The 18819-nt window shown below is 68.6% G+C and carries 14 protein-coding genes; 1 reads left to right on the forward strand and 13 read right to left on the reverse strand.

From position 1 onward, the window contains the following. Positions 1-30: 30 nt before the first annotated feature. The 12 genes from ACQ260_RS16165 to rsmD all read right to left on the reverse strand — a co-directional run bounded on the left by ACQ260_RS16165 (position 31) and on the right by rsmD (position 15782). Complete coding sequence (locus ACQ260_RS16165) at positions 31-5565, reverse strand: ATP-binding protein (protein ID WP_432560495.1); 5535 nt, start codon at positions 5563-5565, stop codon at positions 31-33. 118 nt (positions 5566-5683) lie between these two features. Then, on the reverse strand, positions 5684-6847 hold the full coding sequence (gene ftsY, locus ACQ260_RS16170; protein WP_432560496.1) for a signal recognition particle-docking protein FtsY: 1164 nt from the start codon (positions 6845-6847) through the stop codon (positions 5684-5686). Between the two features lie 84 nt (positions 6848-6931). Next, positions 6932-7120 (reverse strand): hypothetical protein, encoded by a 189-nt coding sequence (locus tag ACQ260_RS16175; protein WP_432560497.1) that lies wholly within the window; start codon positions 7118-7120, stop codon positions 6932-6934. Between the two features lie 224 nt (positions 7121-7344). Further along, on the reverse strand, positions 7345-10899 hold the full coding sequence (gene smc, locus ACQ260_RS16180) for a chromosome segregation protein SMC (protein WP_432560498.1): 3555 nt from the start codon (positions 10897-10899) through the stop codon (positions 7345-7347). A gap of 3 nt (positions 10900-10902) precedes the next feature. After that, the gene (locus ACQ260_RS16185; protein WP_432560499.1) at positions 10903-11580 is read right to left on the reverse strand and encodes a GtrA family protein; all 678 of its coding nucleotides are present in this window, start codon (positions 11578-11580) and stop codon (positions 10903-10905) included. 7 nt (positions 11581-11587) lie between these two features. Further along, on the reverse strand, positions 11588-12469 hold the full coding sequence (gene mutM, locus ACQ260_RS16190; protein ID WP_432560500.1) for a bifunctional DNA-formamidopyrimidine glycosylase/DNA-(apurinic or apyrimidinic site) lyase: 882 nt from the start codon (positions 12467-12469) through the stop codon (positions 11588-11590). Next, on the reverse strand, positions 12453-13193 hold the full coding sequence (rnc, locus tag ACQ260_RS16195) for a ribonuclease III (RefSeq protein WP_432560501.1): 741 nt from the start codon (positions 13191-13193) through the stop codon (positions 12453-12455). Before rnc ends, mutM begins: the two co-directional genes overlap by 17 nt. A gap of 47 nt (positions 13194-13240) precedes the next feature. Beyond that, the gene (gene rpmF / locus ACQ260_RS16200; protein WP_432560502.1) at positions 13241-13432 is read right to left on the reverse strand and encodes a 50S ribosomal protein L32; all 192 of its coding nucleotides are present in this window, start codon (positions 13430-13432) and stop codon (positions 13241-13243) included. 74 nt (positions 13433-13506) lie between these two features. Continuing rightward, entirely contained in the window at positions 13507-14061 is a 555-nt protein-coding gene (locus tag ACQ260_RS16205; RefSeq protein ID WP_432560503.1) for a YceD family protein, read from the reverse strand. Positions 14062-14152: 91 nt separating this feature from the next. Continuing rightward, positions 14153-14641: a hypothetical protein gene (locus ACQ260_RS16210; RefSeq protein ID WP_432560504.1), complete on the reverse strand. Its 489-nt coding sequence runs from the start codon at positions 14639-14641 to the stop codon at positions 14153-14155. Between the two features lie 71 nt (positions 14642-14712). Next, positions 14713-15198, reverse strand: a complete 486-nt coding sequence (gene coaD / locus ACQ260_RS16215; protein WP_432560575.1) for a pantetheine-phosphate adenylyltransferase — start codon at positions 15196-15198, stop codon at positions 14713-14715. Beyond that, the gene (gene rsmD, locus ACQ260_RS16220) at positions 15195-15782 is read right to left on the reverse strand and encodes a 16S rRNA (guanine(966)-N(2))-methyltransferase RsmD (RefSeq protein ID WP_432560505.1); all 588 of its coding nucleotides are present in this window, start codon (positions 15780-15782) and stop codon (positions 15195-15197) included. Before rsmD ends, coaD begins: the two co-directional genes overlap by 4 nt. 156 nt (positions 15783-15938) lie before the next feature. Between rsmD and ACQ260_RS16225 the strand changes: the two genes are divergently transcribed. Then, the gene (locus ACQ260_RS16225) at positions 15939-16382 is read left to right on the forward strand and encodes a pyridoxamine 5'-phosphate oxidase family protein (protein ID WP_432560506.1); all 444 of its coding nucleotides are present in this window, start codon (positions 15939-15941) and stop codon (positions 16380-16382) included. A gap of 9 nt (positions 16383-16391) precedes the next feature. On the opposite strand, the gene ACQ260_RS16230 is transcribed toward ACQ260_RS16225, so the two are convergent. Next, entirely contained in the window at positions 16392-18671 is a 2280-nt protein-coding gene (locus ACQ260_RS16230; protein WP_432560507.1) for an ATP-dependent DNA helicase RecG, read from the reverse strand. Between the last annotated feature and the right edge of the window lie 148 nt (positions 18672-18819).

Consider the following 18819-nt stretch of genomic DNA (forward strand, 5'->3'; position numbering starts at 1 on the left):
CGCCGCGAACGCGCCCGTCCCCGCCCGATCTCACCCGAGTCCGTCCGCCAGCGCCTCGATGATCGCCGGGCGCAACCGGTTGGCCGGAATGACCTCGTCGACCGAGCCCACCTCGACGGCGCGGTGGATCGAGTGGACCCCATCGAATTCGGCGGCCAGCTCGCTGATCTTCTCTGCCCTGATCTCCGCACGCAGGTCGGCCAGCTCCACCAGGAGACCCCCACGCTCGCTCTCGGACGCGGTGGCGATTCGGCTGTCCAGCTCCACGATGCGCGGATGGGCAGCGGTCCTCTTGTTCACCTCGTTGGCGAACACCACGGCGGCCGCCGGGGCTCCACCCAGCACGGAGGCGAACGACCCCTCGACCGCCAACACCCGCAATCCCGGGTTGAGTTGCTTGCTGAAGACCACGAACGCCCCGCCGTGATAACGGCTGATCACGCAGAACACAATCGGTCCACGGAAGTTGACGACGGCCCGGCCGATCTCGGCGCCGTATTCCAGCTGCAGCTCCCGCATGGACTCCGGCGAGCCGTCGAAACCTGACAGGTTGGCGAGGATCACCACGGGGCGGTTGCCCGACGCGGCGTTGATCGCCCGCGCAACCTTCTTGGACGACTGAGGGAAGAGCGTTCCGGCCGTCCAGGTCACCGGGCCGTCCGCCGGCAGGAATCCGTGGCGTGGCACGGGGCGGGACTCGATGCCGAGCAGGCAGACGGAGTGCCCTCCAAGGCGGGTGTCCGCGACCACCGCGGTGTCGGCGTCCGCCATCCCGGCCCAACGCTCGAGGAGGTCGGCATCCGCGTCCGCAACGGCTCGCATCACGGTGCGGATGTCGAAGGGCTTCTTGCGTTCCGGGTTCTTGTCGATCGAGAAGATCTCACCGACGGTCTCGAACTCGCCCTCATGCGGGAAGGGAGAGACATCACGGTCGACCGGGTCCGTGGTCTGCCCCCGTCGTGGCCAGCGCTCCCCCGGCGCCACATAGGTGTGTGCATAGTGTCTCATCAGCACGTCGAACGCGCCCGCCAGATCGGGCACCCAATATTGCGCCTGGCCGTTGGGCCCCATCACCCGGTCATAGCCACCGATGCCGAAGTTGTCCTCGGCGGACACCCCACCGGAGAAATCCAGCGACTGTTTGCCGGTGAGGACCATGGCCGACGCGGGCGTCATCACCAGGATGCCGCGCGTGTGCATCAGCATGGTCGCTTCGGCGTTCCAATACGGTTGGGCCCCCACGTTGATGCCGGCCACGATCACGTTGATCTCACCGCCGGCCTGGGTGAAGTCGACGATCCGCTTGAGCGCGGCGGCAACCCAGTCCATGTTCTCGGTGCCGGATTCCATCGAGACCTTGGCGCCGGCCGAGACCGCAAACCATTCGAGCGGGACCTGCAGACGTTCGGCGAGGTCGATCGCAGCGATGACCCGACGGCACTCTGCCTCCGCCAGGGCCCCCAGGGCCCGGGTGGGATCACCACACAACACCACCCGGGTGATGCCCTCGGGATAGAGCTCGGTCGGCGTCGTCACGACGGCCACAATGAGTCCGGTGGAGTTCTGGCCAACCGGCCGAGCAGTGGGCTCGAGCACTCCTGCCTCGGACAGGTCGTACTCGATGATCGTGCCGCCCGGCCCGGCAAGAACCGGTGCGAGCTCATACGGATACGTCAACCCCCGCCGCCGCGCCCGCAGCGCCCGGGCGGCATAGTCGTCCAACGGCTTGAGCGGCTCGTCCGGTGGCGTGATCACGTCCGCGACCACCCCCCGGCCGGGTCGCTGGTGGAAGCGAATGGCCAGGGGCCGCGGCTGCCCGTCCGGGCCCGTGACGCGGCCGGACGTCAGAACTTCCTCGATCCCGGCCCCTTCGGTCAGTGGCGTGATCTTGGCCTGCAAGCGCGTGAGCTGGGCGAGTTCGACGTCCACCCGGGGCCACACGGTGACCCACACGTGGTTGACGTCGAGACGCGAGCCGGCCGCCCCGCGGGCGGTGCGCACCCGCCGGATCGCCTCGAGGCAGTGCTCGACGGCCCGCTCGGCCAGCGGCAGACCCGTCACGCGGCCCTCGGCATCCCGGACAACCGCGAGTTGGCGCACTTGCGCCATGGCCACCAGCCGCCGGTCCTCGGGGTTGGAGCGGGCCACGGCCTCATAGAGCAGGACGTCTTCTGGTGCGGGCAGGCGGGTGAGGTCGAATTCGGTGAGCCGCCACAGGTCGAGTCTTCGCGCCACCATCGGATGCACGCCCCGGATCAACACATCTTCCACGAGCTCGAACGAGTCCTCCGGCCGGCGGCTGCGCGGCCGGAAGGTCAGATAGTCGACCTCGCGCTCTCCGGCGCGGCAGATCGCGACGCTGACGCGGCGGCTCCGGGCGACGAAGGGATGTGCCGCGAGCCAGGCCCGCAGGCTGCCGGCGGCTTCCTCCGATGCGGCCGGAGCGTCCGGCCAGCGCACATAGAGCTCGACCACGTTGTCGATCGCATCGCTCAGGAGTTCCTCGAGCGCGGCCGAGAGGGTGCTGGCCGGATCCCGGAGTTCCGCGACGTCGGCGACCGTGGAGATGACTCGCGTGGGTCCATGGCCTTCGGCGCGATAGGTCGCGTGCACCAGGGGCCGCATGCGGCCCTGTGCTCCGGGGCTGGCGCTGTTGGTGAGGTCCTGCAGCGCGTACTCCTGATAATGCCGCCGGATCAACACCTCCAACATCGGCTCACGCTCGGGCAGGCCATCGACCAAGCGCTCGGCAAGGAAGCCGACCAACTGCTCGGGAATCGTGGCCAGCGCCGCAACCCGTGCGACCCGGTCGGGAAGGTCGTTGTCGGCAAGCTCCACGATCTCTTCGCGCACGCCCGCGAGCGCAGTGCGCCGTTCGGCGTCGACGACCGGTTGGTCGAACCAACGGAAGCGGATGGACCGAGCCAGATCGCCGATCACCGCGAACCGCCGCTGGGTGGCCTTGATGATGCGCTCCAGGAGCGCCCGCAGCTCGGTCTCCCGCTCTGGGCGGGGGGTTTCAGTGCCCCACAGGCTCAGGATCGCGACGGCCACGTCGAGGTCCCAGCCGCGCTGTTGGGCCAGGGCGATGCGGAAGATCGCTTCTTCCAGGACGGGGTTCCGCTCTAGATCGTTGACCCCGTAGTGCCGCAGGACCCGCTCCAGCTTCCGGTGGAACGGCGAGGGCAGTCCGTCGCGTTCGGGATCCAGCCAGCGCAGATAGGCGTGGAAGTGTTCCTTGGCGCTGTGCACCCGCAATTCGGTGTGATCGTCCTCACCGGGCTGGTTGCGGCTCAGCTCGGCGAAATCCGCATACATCGCGAGGAGGGTCTCTTCCGCAGCCACCACGTCGACCCCGCTGGCGGCCAGCTCCGCACGGCAGTCGAGATAGGTGCGCAGCACCTCCGCGTGGTTCGGTGTGTCGTATCCGCGGATCAGGCCGCGGAGCTGGTGCAGCGCGATCTGCCCGCGGGCAGCGGGAGCGGAGTTCGTCGCGGGCGCGTCGGGCAGGTCGAGTTCGATCGTCGAACCGGTCTGCGTGGTTGTGGTCTCGCCGGTGGGTTCGAGTTTGATCAGGGGTACGCCGGTCTCGACCTGGGTGCCGGTTCGCACGAGAAGTTCCTTCACGCGGGCGGCGAACGGAGCGTTGAGCGCGGTCTCCATCTTCATGGATTCCAGCACTAGGACCGGCGCCCCGGCGGCCACTTCGTCCCCCACCGCGACCGGGGTGGCAACAACCAGTGCCGGCGCGGGTGAGCGCAGCATGCCGCCCTCATCGCGGCTGACGCGATGGGCAACCCCGTCGACCTCGATGAGGTGAACGGTGCCCTGGGCAGCGGTGACCAGCCGATGGCGGCGCCCGTCGACCGTGATCCGGCTGTGCACTTCGTCGATCCGCTGCAGTCGCGCCGCGACGGTCCGCGGCTCGGTGCCCTGACCGGAGACAGTCACGTTGAAATGGCCCGGTCCGGATTGGTGGACGGTCGTGACGAAGGTCGTGGCGCCGAGCTTGAGCTCGACCGCTTGGCCCGTCTCGTGCCGGATCTGGGGACGGCCACCGCTGGCCGTGGCAAGGAAGGTTGTGATCTCGCCGCGCTCGGCTTCGACATAGTTCTGGATCGCTGCGGCAACGAGCGCCACGCCCGCGTGGCGTCCGGACCCCAGCCGGCCTTCCTCCCGGACCCTGTCGATCCACCCCGTGTCCGCCCAGATCGGCTCGCCGCGGGTGACCTCGGGGGCGTTGAGCAGTTCGCTGATGAAGCTCTTGTTGGTCGCCCCGCCGTCGATCACGACGGTCGTCTCGGTGACCGCTCGCCGGAGCCGGGCGAGCGCCTGCTCGCGGCTGTCGCCCTGGGCGATGATCTTCGCGATCATCGAGTCGAAGTCGGCAGGGATGGTGTCGCCCTCCGCGACGCCGGTGTCGATCCGGATGCCCGGCCCGGACGGGAACTCCAACCGTGCGATGCGACCGGGGGCGGGCGCGAAGTCGCGGTCGGGATCCTCCGCGTTCAGTCGTGCCTCGACCGCGTGCCCGCGCTCGATCGGACGCTCACCGGTGAGGGGCTCACCCGCTGCAATCCGCAACTGCGCGGTCACCAGGTCGAAGCCGGTCACAGCCTCGGTGATCGGGTGCTCGACCTGCAACCGGGTGTTGACCTCGAGGAACGCGAATGTCCGGGTCTCGGGCTGATAGAGGAACTCGACGGTCCCTGCGCCCGCGTAACCCACCGCCAACGCCAACCGCTCCGCCGACGCGCGGACCTCCGCGGTCTCCTCATCGGACAACAGCGGGGAGGCGGACTCCTCGATGACCTTCTGATTGCGACGCTGCACGGAGCAGTCACGCACACCGAGCGCCCAGGCGCTCCCCTGTCCGTCCGCGATGATCTGGACCTCGACGTGGCGGGCTCCGGTGACCAGCTTCTCGAGGAAGACCACGGGGCTGCCGAACGACCGTTCCGCCTCGTCGCGGGTGCGCTGGAACGCGTCCGTCAGTTCCTCCGGCGAACCGACCTTTCGGATGCCGCGCCCACCGCCGCCGGCAGTCGCCTTGAGCATCATGGGATAGCCGATCTCCTCGGCACTCGCGAGCGCCGCCGCCAGGGTGTCGACGCCGCCCCGGCTCCACGGCGCGACGGGCACGCCGACCTCTTCGGCGATGAGCTTGGACCCGATCTTGTCGCCAAGCTTGCGCATCGCTGCCGCGCTCGGGCCGACAAAGGTGACGCCGAGGCGATCACAGAGCTCCGCGAACGCGGGGTCCTCGGCGACGAAGCCCCATCCGACCCAGGCGGCGTCCGCCCGGGTGCTCCGCAGCGCGTCCTCGAGGACCGCGTGATTCAGGTAGGGCCGCTCCGCAGCCGGTCCGAGCAGGTGCGATTCGTCGGCCTCGCGGACGAAGGCAGCGTTCGCATCCACATCTGTGAAGAGCGCGATGGTGCGGACCGGAGGTTGGTCGGAGCCGGCGAGGGCTCGCTCCTCATTCAGGTCCCGCACGGCATGGATCAACCTCATGGCGGCTTCGCCACGGTTAACGATGGCGACTCGCCCGATCGCAGACTGCATGACATGGCACCTTGCCACAACATGGCCGCCGCCAACATCCCACCCGCCCGCTCATGGCGGCATCAATCCGACCAATCCTGGCGGGCGCGCCCCCCTTCGAGTCAGAACCCGGCCGGGCTCACAGGCCCAGCAAGGCGTCCACGAAGCCCTCCGCATCGAACGGGGCGAGATCGTCCGCGCCCTCGCCGAGACCCACGAGCTTGACCGGGACACCGAGCTCGCGCTGGACCTGGACGATGATGCCGCCCTTGGCAGACCCGTCGAGTTTGGTCAACACGATGCCCGACACGTCGACGACCTCCCGGAAGATGCGGGCCTGGGTCAGCCCGTTCTGCCCGGTGGTGGCGTCGATGACGAGGAGGACTTCGGTGACCTCGGCCTTCTTCTCGATGACGCGCTTGACCTTGCCGAGCTCGTCCATGAGGCCGGTCTTGGTGTGCAGGCGACCCGCTGTGTCGATGATGACGCAGTCGACCTCCTGCTCGACACCCGCCTTGACGGCCTCGAACGCGACCGAGGCCGGGTCCGCTCCCTCTGCTCCCCGCACCGTCGGCACGCCCACCTTGGCGCCCCATGTTTCCAACTGGTCCGCCGCAGCGGCGCGGAACGTGTCCGCCGCCCCCAGCAGAACGTCCTGATCCTCCGCCACCAGGACGCGCGCGAGCTTGCCGACCGTCGTGGTCTTGCCCGTGCCGTTGACGCCGACCACCATCACCACAGCCGGGTTCTCACCTCGACGGGTGGTGTCGAGGCTGCGGTCCATGGTGGGGTCGACGAGCGCGAGGAGTTCCTCGCGGAGAATGCTGCGGGCCGTCTGCGGGTCCTGGACACCCTCGATCTTGAACCGGTTGCGGAGCTTGTCGACGAGTTCGGTGGTGGGCCCGACCCCGAGATCGGAGGTGATCAGGGTGGCTTCGAAGTCGTCCCAGGTCTCCTCGGTGACGGTGCCGCCCGACAGCAGGTTCAGCAGGCCACGAGCAAGAAGGTTGTTCTGTCCAGCGAGCCGTTCCCGGAGACGTCGGAGGCGCGTGCGGGGGGCCTCCGGCCGCTCGACCCGTTCCTCGACGAGGGGTCCGGCGCCCGCGCCCAAGTCCGGGTGCTCCAGGGTTGCGGTGCCTGCACCCGCGCCTCCGGACCCACCGCCTGCGGGACCGGCCCCGAGCTCTTCACGCCGCTGGCGCTCGACGGCACGTTTGCGACTGACGCCGACACTGATGCCGACGCCGATGACCAAGAGGGCGACGACGGCGCCGATAATGATGCTGAGCAAGACGGGATCCACACGCCCATCCTAGGGAGGACCCAAGACAACTCCCCGTCGATCCGAGGAGTGGGGCGAGTCGACGAGACTCACCTCACGGCGATCTCAGCGAAACAGCTTTTCCAGCCGCTCGGGCACTTGGCCCTCGCCGTTCAACGCCTGGGCCGCGCGGGCGAAGCGGTGAGCCAGCGCAGGGTGCTTTTCCTTGCCCTTGCCAGCCATGCCCATCGCGACCACTCCCCAGACGCCGAAGGCAACGACGAGGGCGATGACGGTGAAAATGATCACGCTCATGAGCGAGCCTCCGGAAAAGTTCTGCGCGGGAAGTGCATGTCCGGTTGCCCTGACATGCCACTCAGTGTGACAAATGAGACTGAAGCAACCAAGGCGTGTCGGTCACGATCGAGTCACGCACGTGTGATTCCGCACACGTGCGACCCGGGTGGGGCAGGCGACATCCTAGGGAGCGGGGCTCCCCTCCCGCGCCGTTCGTGCCGTTCCGCGTGACGCGGTCCGCGTCAGGCGCGCAACCGCTGCGAGATGACCGTGGACACGCCGTCACCGCGCATCGTCACGCCGTACAGCGCATCGGCGATCTCCATCGTGCGCTTCTGATGAGTGATCACGAGCAGCTGCGAGTTCTCCCGCAGTTGCTCATAGATCTCGAGCAGACGGCCCAGGTTGACGTCGTCCAGGGCGGCCTCCACCTCGTCGAGGATATAGAAGGGGCTCGGCCGGGCGATGAACAGCGCCACGAGGAAGGCGACGGCGACCAGCGAGCGTTCTCCGCCCGAGAGCAGCGACAAGCGCTTCACCTTCTTGCCGGGCGGCCGCGCCTCGACGTCGACGCCGGTGGTGAGCCATTCCCCCGGCTCGGTCAACACGAGTCGCCCCTCACCGCCGGGGAACAGTCGCGCGAAGACGTGTTCGAAGGCGACCTCCACATCCGCGTACGCCTCCGCGAACACCTGCTGCACGCGGTTGTCGACTTCAGCGATGATGTCCATGAGGTCCTTGCGGGTGCGCCGGATGTCCTCGAGCTGCTCGGACAGGAACTGGTGGCGCTCCTGCATCGCGTCGAACTCCTCGAGCGCAAGCGGATTGATCCGGCCGAGCTGTTTGAGGCCGCGCTCTGCCTTGATGAGGCGCTTCTCCTGGTCGGCGCGGACGAACGGGACCGGGTCCGGACGTTCGTCGTCCTCGGTGAGAGCGGTCCCGTCGCGCTTGGTCAGCACGGGGATGAGGACCTCTGGGCCGAACTCGGTGGTGAGCGTTTCGGGATCGAGACCGAGCTCGGTGAGCGCCCGCTCGGCCAAGGCATCGACCTTCATCTGCTGCTGGGCTCGTGCGAGCTCATCCCGATGGACGGTGTCGACGAGCTTCTGCAGCTCGTCATTCAGTTCCCGGGTGCGGCTGCGTGCGCTCCGCACCGTCTGGTCCGCCGCGTGCCGGGCGGCTTCGGCGCGCTCCCGTTCGTCGGCCGCTGCGGTCCGTGACTCGGCCACGTGGGCCGCGAGGCGTTCGGCGCCCTCTTTCACCGCGCGTGCAGCGGCGGCCTCGATCGCGAGCCGTCGGCGGCGTTCCTCGGCTCGGGCGCGGGCCTGCCGTTCGTGGTGGGCAGCACGCCGCAGGGAATCGGCGCGTCCGGCGAGGGCGCGGACGCGTTCCTCGGACGTGCGCAACGCCAAGCGGGAATCCAATTCCGTCTGTCGTGCGGCCCGCGCCACGTCACCGAGCCGGTCACGCTCGCGGGGGTCGACGTCCTCGTCGATCTCCTCCGTGGACGCTGCGGTGAGCCGTGCCTGGAGATCCGCCAGTTGGGCCGTCGCGCTGTCTCTCGACTCCTCGGCCTTCGCCATCGCGATAGTGAGCCGATCGGCCTCGCCCGCCGCCTGTGTGGCGTTCGACTGCAGGTGCCCGAGTTCCTCGGCGAGGGCAGCCATCACGGCATCGGATTCGTGGAGACGGGCCAGGGTGCGCTCCACCTCGGCCCGCGCGTCCGCGTGGCGACGCTCGCGTTCCCCGATGGTGAACCGCAGGCGTTCGACGGCGTGGTTGGCCGCGACAAGTTGCTGCTCGGCGTCATCGACCGCCGCCTGCACCTCGATCAACGACTGGGCGCCGGACGACCCCCCGGTGGCGAACCACACCGACAGCAGGTCACCGCCACGCGTGACCGCGGTGACTTCCGGGAGCTCACCGATGAGCCGACGGGCCATGGGAATGTCATCGACGACAGCGACCTTGCGCAGCACCCTCGCGAGCGGTGCCCGCAGGTGCTCGTCGCAGGTGACGGCGTCCATCGCATAGCGCGCCCAGGGCGGCAGCGCGGGCCAGGCCTCATCGTCGCCGACAGATCCCCGCAGCACCAGCCCGGCGCGGCCCAGGTCCTCCGCGTGCAGCAGGTCGAACGCGGCGACAGCGGCGTCGACGTCGGTGACGGCGACCGCGTCGGCAGCGGAACCCAGCGCGGCCGCGACCGCTGTCTCGAAGCCCTGCTCGACATGCACGAGCGCTGCAACCGACCCCAGCAGGCCGCTCATCCGGTCCGTCGCCGCCAGGAGTGCCGCGGAGGCGTCCTTGCGTTCGAGACCGAGCCGCAGAGCCTCCAACCGGGCGGTGGCCGCAGCGCGGTCTGCGTTCGCCGCCTGCTCCTCCTGTCGCAGCCGGGCCAGTTCGTCCTCAACCCGGGCGAGTTGGCTCTCGGCGGCTTCGTGGTGTGCGTCCAGGTCTCCCTCACCCGCGTCGAGGCCGGCCACCTTGGTCTCCTGAGCGGTGAACTCTCGCCGGGCGCGGTCGGCGCGCTCGAGGGCAGCGTCCCGGGCGTCCGCGAGGCGGCCCAGTTCTGCGACGACGGACTCCGCCCGGGTGCGGGCCGAGGCGACCTGTCCCTGGAGTCGCGCGAGGCCCTCCCGTCGGTCGGCGATCGCACGCAGTTGGACGTTGATCCGTTTCTCCTCTGCGGCGTGGGCCTCCTCCGCCGCAGAACGCGCCTGTCCGGCCTCCGCCAACTCGGCTGCGCGGCGTTCGGTTTCGACCTGCAGCCCTCGCTCCTCCTCCGCCACCTTGGCGGCATCCGCGTCGAGCTGGTCGGGATCGCGGCCCTGACGCACCTCTCCGGGATCGGCGGATGCACTGCGCAACCGTTCGGTGGCGACTTGGATCGTGGTGGTGACCCGTTCGGCGAGACCGGCGAGGGCGTACCACGTCTCCTGAGCCGCGGTGACCGCGGGCTGAGCGTCCCGCGCGGCTTCCTCGGCCCCCGCCTCAGCGGCCTGCGCGGCGGTCAGCGCGCGCTCGACCTCGTCGCGGCGCAGCCGCAGGGCCGTGTCGTCCTTGAGGTCGGATGCCAGCGCGAGCTGTGCCTGGACGAGATCATCGGCGAGCAGCCTGGCGCGCGCGTCGCGTACCTCCGCCTGAATAACCGCCGCCCGCCGCGCCACGTCCGCCTGCCTGCCCAACGGCTTGAGCTGACGGCGGATCTCGCCGATGAGGTCATTCAGTCGGTTGAGGTTGGCTTCGGTCGACTCGAGCTTCCGGAGAGCCTTTTCCTTGCGTTTGCGGTGTTTGAGTACGCCGGCCGCTTCCTCGATGAACCCGCGTCGACCCTCCGGTGTCGCTTGGAGGATCGAGTCCAACTGGCCCTGGCCGACGATGACGTGCATCTCGCGACCAATACCCGAATCACTGAGCAACTCCTGAACGTCGAGCAGCCGGCAGTGACGGCCGTTGATCGCGTACTCCGAACCTCCGTTGCGGAACATCGTCCGCGAAATGGTGACCTCGGTGTAATCGATCGGCAGCGCCCCGTCGGTGTTGTCGATCGTCAGCGAGACCTCCGCGCGGCCCAGGGCCGCACGACCGGTGGTGCCGGCGAAGATGACGTCCTCCATCTTGCCGCCGCGCAAGGACTTGGCGGCCTGCGCACCCATCACCCAGGCAAGAGCGTCGACGACGTTGGACTTTCCGGAGCCGTTGGGGCCCACGACGCACGTGATGCCCGGTTCGAAGTTGAGCGTCGTCGCAGAGGCGAAAGATTTGAAGCCGCGCAGCGTCAGGGACTTCAGGTGCACGGATCAGTCCTTGTCGGCCTCTGGCGGGCGGCGGCGTCGCCGGTGGAGCCGGATGGTGTCGTCCTCGGGCCGCGGACGGCCGGACTCATCGACGACCTCCGGAGCAACGGCCGACGCCACCATCGGCAATTCGGCATCGGGTTTCAGGCGTTTGGTCCGCACTGCCCGGAAGGTCCAGAGCTTGTTCACGACGAAGTTGATCGGCATCGTGATGATGATCTGGATGAGGTTGGCCCAATAGAGCGCGGTCCGGAAGCCGGTGGAGTCATCCAGGAAACCGAACCAGCCCCGGAGCTCCAGCGGCGAGCCGGGCTTCAGCATGAGGGTGATCAGCGTCTGCCCGACCGCATAGGCGACGAGGCCGGTCGCCAGGAACGGGAAGAACTCCTTGAACCAGCCCGCATGTTTGCCGGACTTGAACGTCCAGGTGCGGTTCAGCTGGAAGTTCCAGATGTTCGCGACAAGGAACGCGACGGAGGTGATGACGTGATACCACCGAATATTGAAATCGGTGAACGGCAGATCGACCGCGACGCCCTGATAATGCGGGAACAGTTTGTTCGCGACCACCGTCACCAGGAGGTTGACGAGGACGCCCGAACCGCCCACCATCCCGAACTTGAACAACTGGATCCAGTTGTGGCGATGGCGGACGAAAACGTAGTTGCCGAATTTATTCACGATCTGTTCAGACTATGCCCGCGCTTCGAATTCCAGCAGCACTGTGCCTGCGTGGCGCACGCTGGCAGCGCGGACAGCGATAGGACGAGCGGTTCATGAAGGCCTCCCGGCGGATGGGCGTGCCACAACGCGGACAGGGCATGCCTTCCTGACCATAGGCGTTGAGTGAGCGGTCGAAATATCCCGACTCGCCGTTCACGTTGACATAGAGCGCATCGAAGGAGGTTCCGCCGACCGTGAGCGCGTCCTGCATGACCTCGCGGGCCGCAGTCAGCACGCCGACGGCGGCCGCCCTGCTCAGCGACTCACCGGGTTTGTCATAGTGCAGCCGCGCCTGCCACAACGCCTCATCGGCATAGATGTTGCCGATGCCGGAGACGACCGTCTGGTCGAGCAGCAGCCGTTTGATCCCGGATCGTTTGGACCGGATCCGCTTGGCCACCTTCTCCACGTCGTACGCAGGATCGAACGGATCCAGCGCGATGTGGGCGATCTCCGGAGGCAGCTCGGCCCCACCCACCGATAGTGCCAATCCGCCGAACATGCGCTGGTCGACGAAGCGGACCTCGTGACCACCGTCGTCGAAGGTGAAGCGGACCCGCGTGTTGCGCGCATCGGGCAGGCCCGGCTCAGCGGTGCGGAACTGCCCGCTCATGCCGAGATGGACGAGCAGGGCATCGCCGTCGGCAAATGGCAGCCACAGATATTTGCCGCGGCGCCGGGGTTCGGTGAAGGTGCGCCCGACCAGTGTGGCGGCGAAGTCTTCGGGGCCGGCGATGTGCCGGCGGACGGGCCTCGGGTGGAGAACCTCGACCATGACGATCGTGCGGCCCACGAGGTGATCGATCAGCCCGCTGCGGACGACTTCGACCTCAGGGAGTTCCGGCACCGTCGTCAGCCGTTCGGACGTCACCGACCGGGGTCGGCGCGGTCGCGGTGGCGTTCTGCAACTCCCCGAAGGCGATGCCGGCGGCCTCCTGCTCCGCGGTCTTCTTGTTGCGGCCGCGACCGGGCCCGCGGCGCACGCCACCCACGACCGCCCAAGCCTCGAATCGCTTGTCGTGGTCGGGCCCGGACTCCAGGACCTCATAGCGGGGGGCACCGAACCCGAGGGCGGCAGCCAGCTCCTGCAGCGAAGTCTTCCAGTCCAAGCCGGCGCCGAGGCTGGCGGCCTTCTCCATCAACGGGTCGAACAGGTGGTGCACGAAGATCCGGGCACCGTCAATGCCATGGCTGAGGAAGCATGCCCCGATGAGGGCCTCCATGCAGTCCGCGAGGATCGAGGACTTGTCGTGCCCACCGGTGGCGATCTCACCCCGCCCCAGTCGCACCAGGGCACCGACCTCCAGCCCGCGTGCGACGTCGGCGAGCGCCCGGGCGTTGACCACCGCCGCACGCAGCTTGGCGAGCTCGCCCTCACTGAGATCGGGGTGGGTCACATAAAGGTGTTCGGTGACCACCACACCGAGCACCGAGTCCCCGAGGAACTCCAAGCGCTCGTTGGTGGGCAGCCCGCCGTTCTCATAGGCGAACGAACGGTGCGTGCGTGCAAGCTCCAAAAGCTGGGGATCCAGGGGGATCCCCAGCTCTGCGCACAACAACTCCACGCCCACGGCGGGGATGGTGTCCTCGGCCGGGTGGAGCTGATCGCCCGAGTGTGTCAGGACTCGATGACCTGACGGCGGGCGGCACGCGGACCATACTGCCCACAGGCCGGGCAGGCGGTGTGCGGCAGGTGCTTCTCACGGCAGGTCGGGTTGACGCAGGTCACCAGAGTCGGCGCCGAGGTCTTCCACTGCGCACGGCGGTGCCGGGTGTTGCTGCGGGACATCTTCCGCTTCGGAACGGCCACGATTTTCTCCTAGTCGAACGGGCACCGTCCGGCAGCCGGCTCGGTGCCGGACGGTCGGTGCGCTGTGGTGGGTTTCAGTTTTCCTGGTCGCCACGCCAAGCGGCCAGATCACCCCAGCGGGGATCGATCTGATCGCCATGGTTGTGGTCGGGCTCTGCGTTGAGGTTCTGGCCACACGTCTGGCACAACCCCGCGCAGTCCTCCCGGCACAACGGCATGAACGGCAGCTCAAGCACCACCTCGTCACGGACCAGCGGCTCGAGATCGATTAGTTCGCCCTCGATCCTGCTGGCCTCGACATCGTCCGGTTCGACGCCGGGATAGAGATAGAGCTCCTGGACATCGATCTCGAGTGGAAACTCGATCGGTTCCAGGCAGCGCCCGCACTCCCCCGCGACGCTGACCGTCGCCGTGCCCGTGACCAAGACGCCCTCCACCACGGACTCGAGCCGAAGATCGAGTGCGATGGGCGACGCCGGTGGTACGCCGATTATTTCGCTCCCGATGCCCTCCGGCGCGGGGACGGTGGTGTGGAGTTCCCGCAGCGCTCCCGCCTGACGTCCCAGATCATGGGTGTCGATGACCAGAGGGCTGTGCCTCGGATCAAGCGGACGAACTGATGGACTCATCACTGCCTTCCCAGCGCATGACGGCATCGCGTCGTCATAACCGACGCCCCACCTTACAGTCCCCGTCGGACCGAGGCAAAACGAGGAACGGTCAGGGGTTGTCGTCGTTCCTCAGGCCCAAGGGATCGTCGTCGAGCGCCGACCGCTCGGCGAGCCGCTGGCGGGCGGTCGCCACCTGGCTGGTCGTCCGGTGCAGTTCTGACTCGAACGACGCCATGCGGGAATCGATGAAGAGGTCGGTCTCGCGCCGCAGGTCGGCGCATTCCCGTTCGGTGTTGCGCCGCAGCTCACCGGCGATCTCCTGCGCCTCGCGCACGATCTCGTGGTCCTCCGCCATGCGGGTCGCCTTGGCGCGCGCCGCGGAGATGATGGCCTCGGCCTCGGCGTCGCTGTTGGCGAGCAGGCCTTGGGCGCGGCCCAGTTCCTCCGGCAGCGCCGCCCGGATGCGGTCGACCAGATCCAGCAGGTCGGCGCGGTTCAGCACACAGGATGCGGACATGGGGACGCTCTTGGCCTGCGTGATCATGTCGCGGAGCTGGTCGAGTCCCCGGCCCGCCTCGGTGATCGGCTGGTCTGTCATCGATGGCCTCCAGTTGTGAAGTGTGAGCGGGTACGCACGAAGTGCGCGGACGGCTGAGTCGTGCCCGCGGCTCAACCGGTGCGTTCGGCCAGCTTGGCCTGGACGCGGGCCGCGACCGACGCAGGCACGAGCGCACCGACGTCGCCGGACAGGGTGGCCACCTCCCGGACGAGGCTGGACGAGACGAAGGACCACTGCGGCGCGGTCGGGAGGAAGATCGTGTCGACGCCAGTCAGATGACCGTTCATCTGCGCCATCTGGAGCTCGTAGTCGAAGTCGGCCCCGAACCGCAGCCCCTTCGCGATCACGCCGATGCCCTGCTCCCGGCAGAAGTCGACGAGCAGCCCGGAGAATGTGGTCGCGGTGACCCCGGGCAGATCCGCCGTGCACTCGGCGATCATCCCGACCCGCTCCTCGGGGGTGAAGAGGCCGTTCTTCGCCATGTTGTGCCCCACCGCGACCACCACCTCGTCGAACATGGCGGCCGCGCGCGTGACGATGTCGAGGTGACCGAAGGTGACCGGATCGAACGATCCGGGGCAGATGGCTTTCATCAGGTTTCCTCGAGCTCGGCGAAATGCAGGGTCGTCTCACCGTATCGCCGGGACCACGCACGCTCCACCGCCGGTGGCCACTCGGGGTCCGGACTGCGCCGTGACCGTTCCACCACGATCAGACCGGCCGGCAGGATCCAGCCGTGGGCGGCGAGCAGCGCCAACGCCTCCGCGAGGGCGGCGTCCGACACGTCGTAGGGCGGGTCGAGCCAACCGACATCGAATCCCGTCCCGTCGGGCCCGGCCGACAGCACCTGCGCGACCCGGCCGGTGCGCACCGTCACGTCGAGCCCGGTGGTCCGGGCGTTCGTTCGGATGAGATCGGCGGTCTTCTTATCCGCTTCGACCAGCCAGACCGGAGCAGCGCCGCGGCTAGCGGCCTCGAGTCCGATCGCGCCGGAGCCGGCGTACAGATCGAGAAAGGAACGCCCCGCGAGCGCCTCGTCGACGGCGCTGTCGGACCAGAACCACGATCCCAGTGCGGAGAACAGCGCCTCACGCACCCGGTCGGTGGTGGGGCGGGTCAGCGAGTGGGCTGGGGCTGCGATGCGGTGGCCCTTGGCGGACCCGGCGATGATGCGGCTCACCTCGTCACCGTAACGGCTGCGGCCTCGCACCACTGCGCCGTCCTGACTCGGCAATGGACATTCCCTCCGCACGACCGCGCGGGGCCGCGTAACATCCGTCCTAACCGCGGCGATAGTTCGCCCGGACGGATTTCGATCCAGGAGGAGCAGCCCCACATGACCCACCAAATCATCCCGGTCACCCAGTTGTCGGAGGACGAGAGCTGGGCCCTGCTCGCCGGCCAGCCCGTTGGGCGTTTGGCCACGAGCGTGGCGGGGCGTCCGGATATCTATCCGGTGAACTACGTCCTCGATGACCACACGGTGGTGTTCAAGACCGAGCGGGGCAGCAAGCTCCTTGAGCTGACGATCAACGACCGGGTCGCCTTCGAGGTGGACGACTGGCGGGAGGGCCTGGGCGGGTGGAGCGTCGTGTGTCGGGGGCAGGCGGAAAAGATCGAGGACCCCGACGAGCGCGAGCGAGCCGAGGAACTGCCCCTGCATCCGTGGGTGCCCACCCCCAAGACCGTCTATGTCCGGATCGTGGTTGACGACATTTCCGGCCGATCGTTCCGGTTCAACGCCGAGGAGGCCGCGCCCGGCATCGAGCTGGGGGACTGACCGTCCCGGTCAGCCGCGCTCCAGCCACTCGCCGGCTGCGTTCTCCTCGAGCTGACGGACCGCATCGGCCACACCGGGGTGCCGCAGCTCCGGATCGCGATCGGCCCACTGTTCGGCCAGGTCCCGAGCCTGTCCGATCAGTTCGGTGTGCTCGAGCACGCGCAGCAACCTCAGACCGGATCGGGCCCCCGCTTGGGCTGCGCCCAGCACATCGCCCTCTCGTCGCTGGGCCAGATCGGCCTCCGCGAGGGCGAAACCGTCCCGGGTCGCGGCGACCGCCATCAGCCGTTCCGCGGCTAGGCTCTCCCGCCCGGCCCTGGTCAGCAGGACGCAGAGACCCGGATGCGCGCCCCGGCCGATGCGCCCGCGCAGCTGATGGAGCTGGGAGACGCCGAACCGGTCCGCGTCGCTGATCACCATCACCGAGGCGTTCGGGACGTCGACCCCGACCTCGATGACCGTCGTGGACACCAGCACATCGAGCTCGCCGGCGGCGAAGCGCTGCATCACCGCGTCCTTCTCCTCCGGCGGCAGCTGCCCGTGAAGGGCTGCGACCCGGAGGCCGTTCAGCGGTCCCCCGACCAAATCCGCATGGAGATCGGTCACGTTGCGCGGCTCGATTGACTCGGTCTCCTCGTCCAGCACCTGCACGCCCTCGCCGGTCTTGTCGCCGGAGGTGATCTTGGGGCAGACGATGAACGCCTGTCGTCCGTTCTCGACCTCGGCGACAACGCGCGCCCAAGTGGCAGCCACCCATTGGGGTGTCACGGTCTCGGCGATGACCCGGGTGACGACCTCGCTGCGCCCGGCGGGGATCTCCCGCAGGGTCGAAACCTCGAGATCGCCGAAGACGGACATCGCGACCGTCCGGGGGATCGGGGTCGCGGTCATCACCAGGACGTGCGGTTTGCTCTCGGCCTTTTCGTTCAGAGCGGCTCGCTGCTCGACGCCGAAGCGGTGCTGCTCGTCCACCACGACGAGGCCGAGGTCCGCGAACGTCACCTGCTCGGACAGCAGGGCGTGGGTCCCGACGACGATGCCGGCCTCCCCCGAGGCGATCTGCAGGAGCACGCGTCGCTTATCCGCGGCCGACATCGAGCCGGTGAGCAGCGCGACCGAGGTCGCGCCTTCCCCGCCGAAGAGGCCCCCTCCTTCTGCCAGATCACCGAGCTGGCCGACGATCGTGCGGTGGTGCTGCTGGGCGAGCACCTCGGTCGGGGCCAGGAGCGCCGCTTGGCCGCCCGAGTCGACGACGGCCAGCATCGCGCGGAGCGCGACGAGGGTCTTCCCCGAGCCGACCTCGCCCTGCAACAGGCGCTGCATCGGGTGGCCCCGGGCGAGGTCGGCGAGGATCTCCGCCCCGACCTGCTGCTGGCCGGCAGTCAGTTCGAACGGCAGCCGGGCGTCGAAGGTGCTCAGCAATCCGTCGGCCTTGGGTGCACGTGGCGTCGCGGGCTGGGCCATCGCGATCCGGCGGCGGTAGGCCATCGTCGCGAGCAGTCCGAATGCCTCGTCGAAGAGCAGCCGCTGCCGCCCGAGCCAGGCCTCAGCACGGGTTCCCGGCCGGTGCACCCAGTTGAAGGCCGTGGCGAGATCGGGCAGTCGGGTGCCCTCCGGTGGCTCGTGGTCGATCGCGAGGTCGGCCCGGGCCAGCGCCGTCACGTCGACCCCGTGCACGATCTCCTCCGGCAAGGGGTCCGGCAGCTCCCGACCCAGGTGATCGAGCACGAGCTGGATCGTGCTGGCGACCGTCCAGGTGCGCAGTTTGGCGGTCGCGGGATAGATCCCGATGAGCCCGGAGCGGCCCGCCAGCTCGGCCATCTCCACGTTCTTCTTCGAGCCGGCGATGATCCGGCCGTTCGCATCCAGCGTGACGAAGTCGGGGTGGGTGAGCTGCAGCTGGTTCCGGAATTCCCCCACCTTGCCCACGAACAGGCCGCGCTGCCCGGGCCGGAGCCGGGCTGCCATGAACCCCGGGAACCACTGATGTCCGCGCGGAGGAATGAAGAACGTCATCGACAGCGACGCGGTCCCGTCGGAGACCACGGCGCTCAGCCGATTGGGATGCTGTTTGAAATCCACGACGTCGGCGATGAAGGCGGCCTCGTCACCGACGCGCAGGTCCTTGAGGTGCGCGTCCTCGGCGCCCTGCAGATAGCGCCTGGGGACCAGCCTCGCCGCCTCCCCGACCGTGCGCACCCGCAGCGGCTCGAACAGCTTCGCGGTGCGGCCGCCGACGACGGTCTCCAGCCGCGCCGCCTGTGCGCGAAACGCCTCGGTCTGCCACATGCTGGTCAATCTAACTGCCGCTCCCGACACTGTGCCGCATCGGCCGCACCGCGCCGGTCATCGACCGATTCCTGACCGACGCGATAGGCCTGCGGGTCCGTCGGATGCGGCAAGACACGGAGTCCCGACCTGACCGCCGTGGGCCCGA

It is taken from the genome of Ammonicoccus luteus (genome assembly GCF_050880385.1).
In the GTDB taxonomy this organism is placed as follows: Bacteria; Actinomycetota; Actinomycetes; order Propionibacteriales; family Propionibacteriaceae; genus Enemella.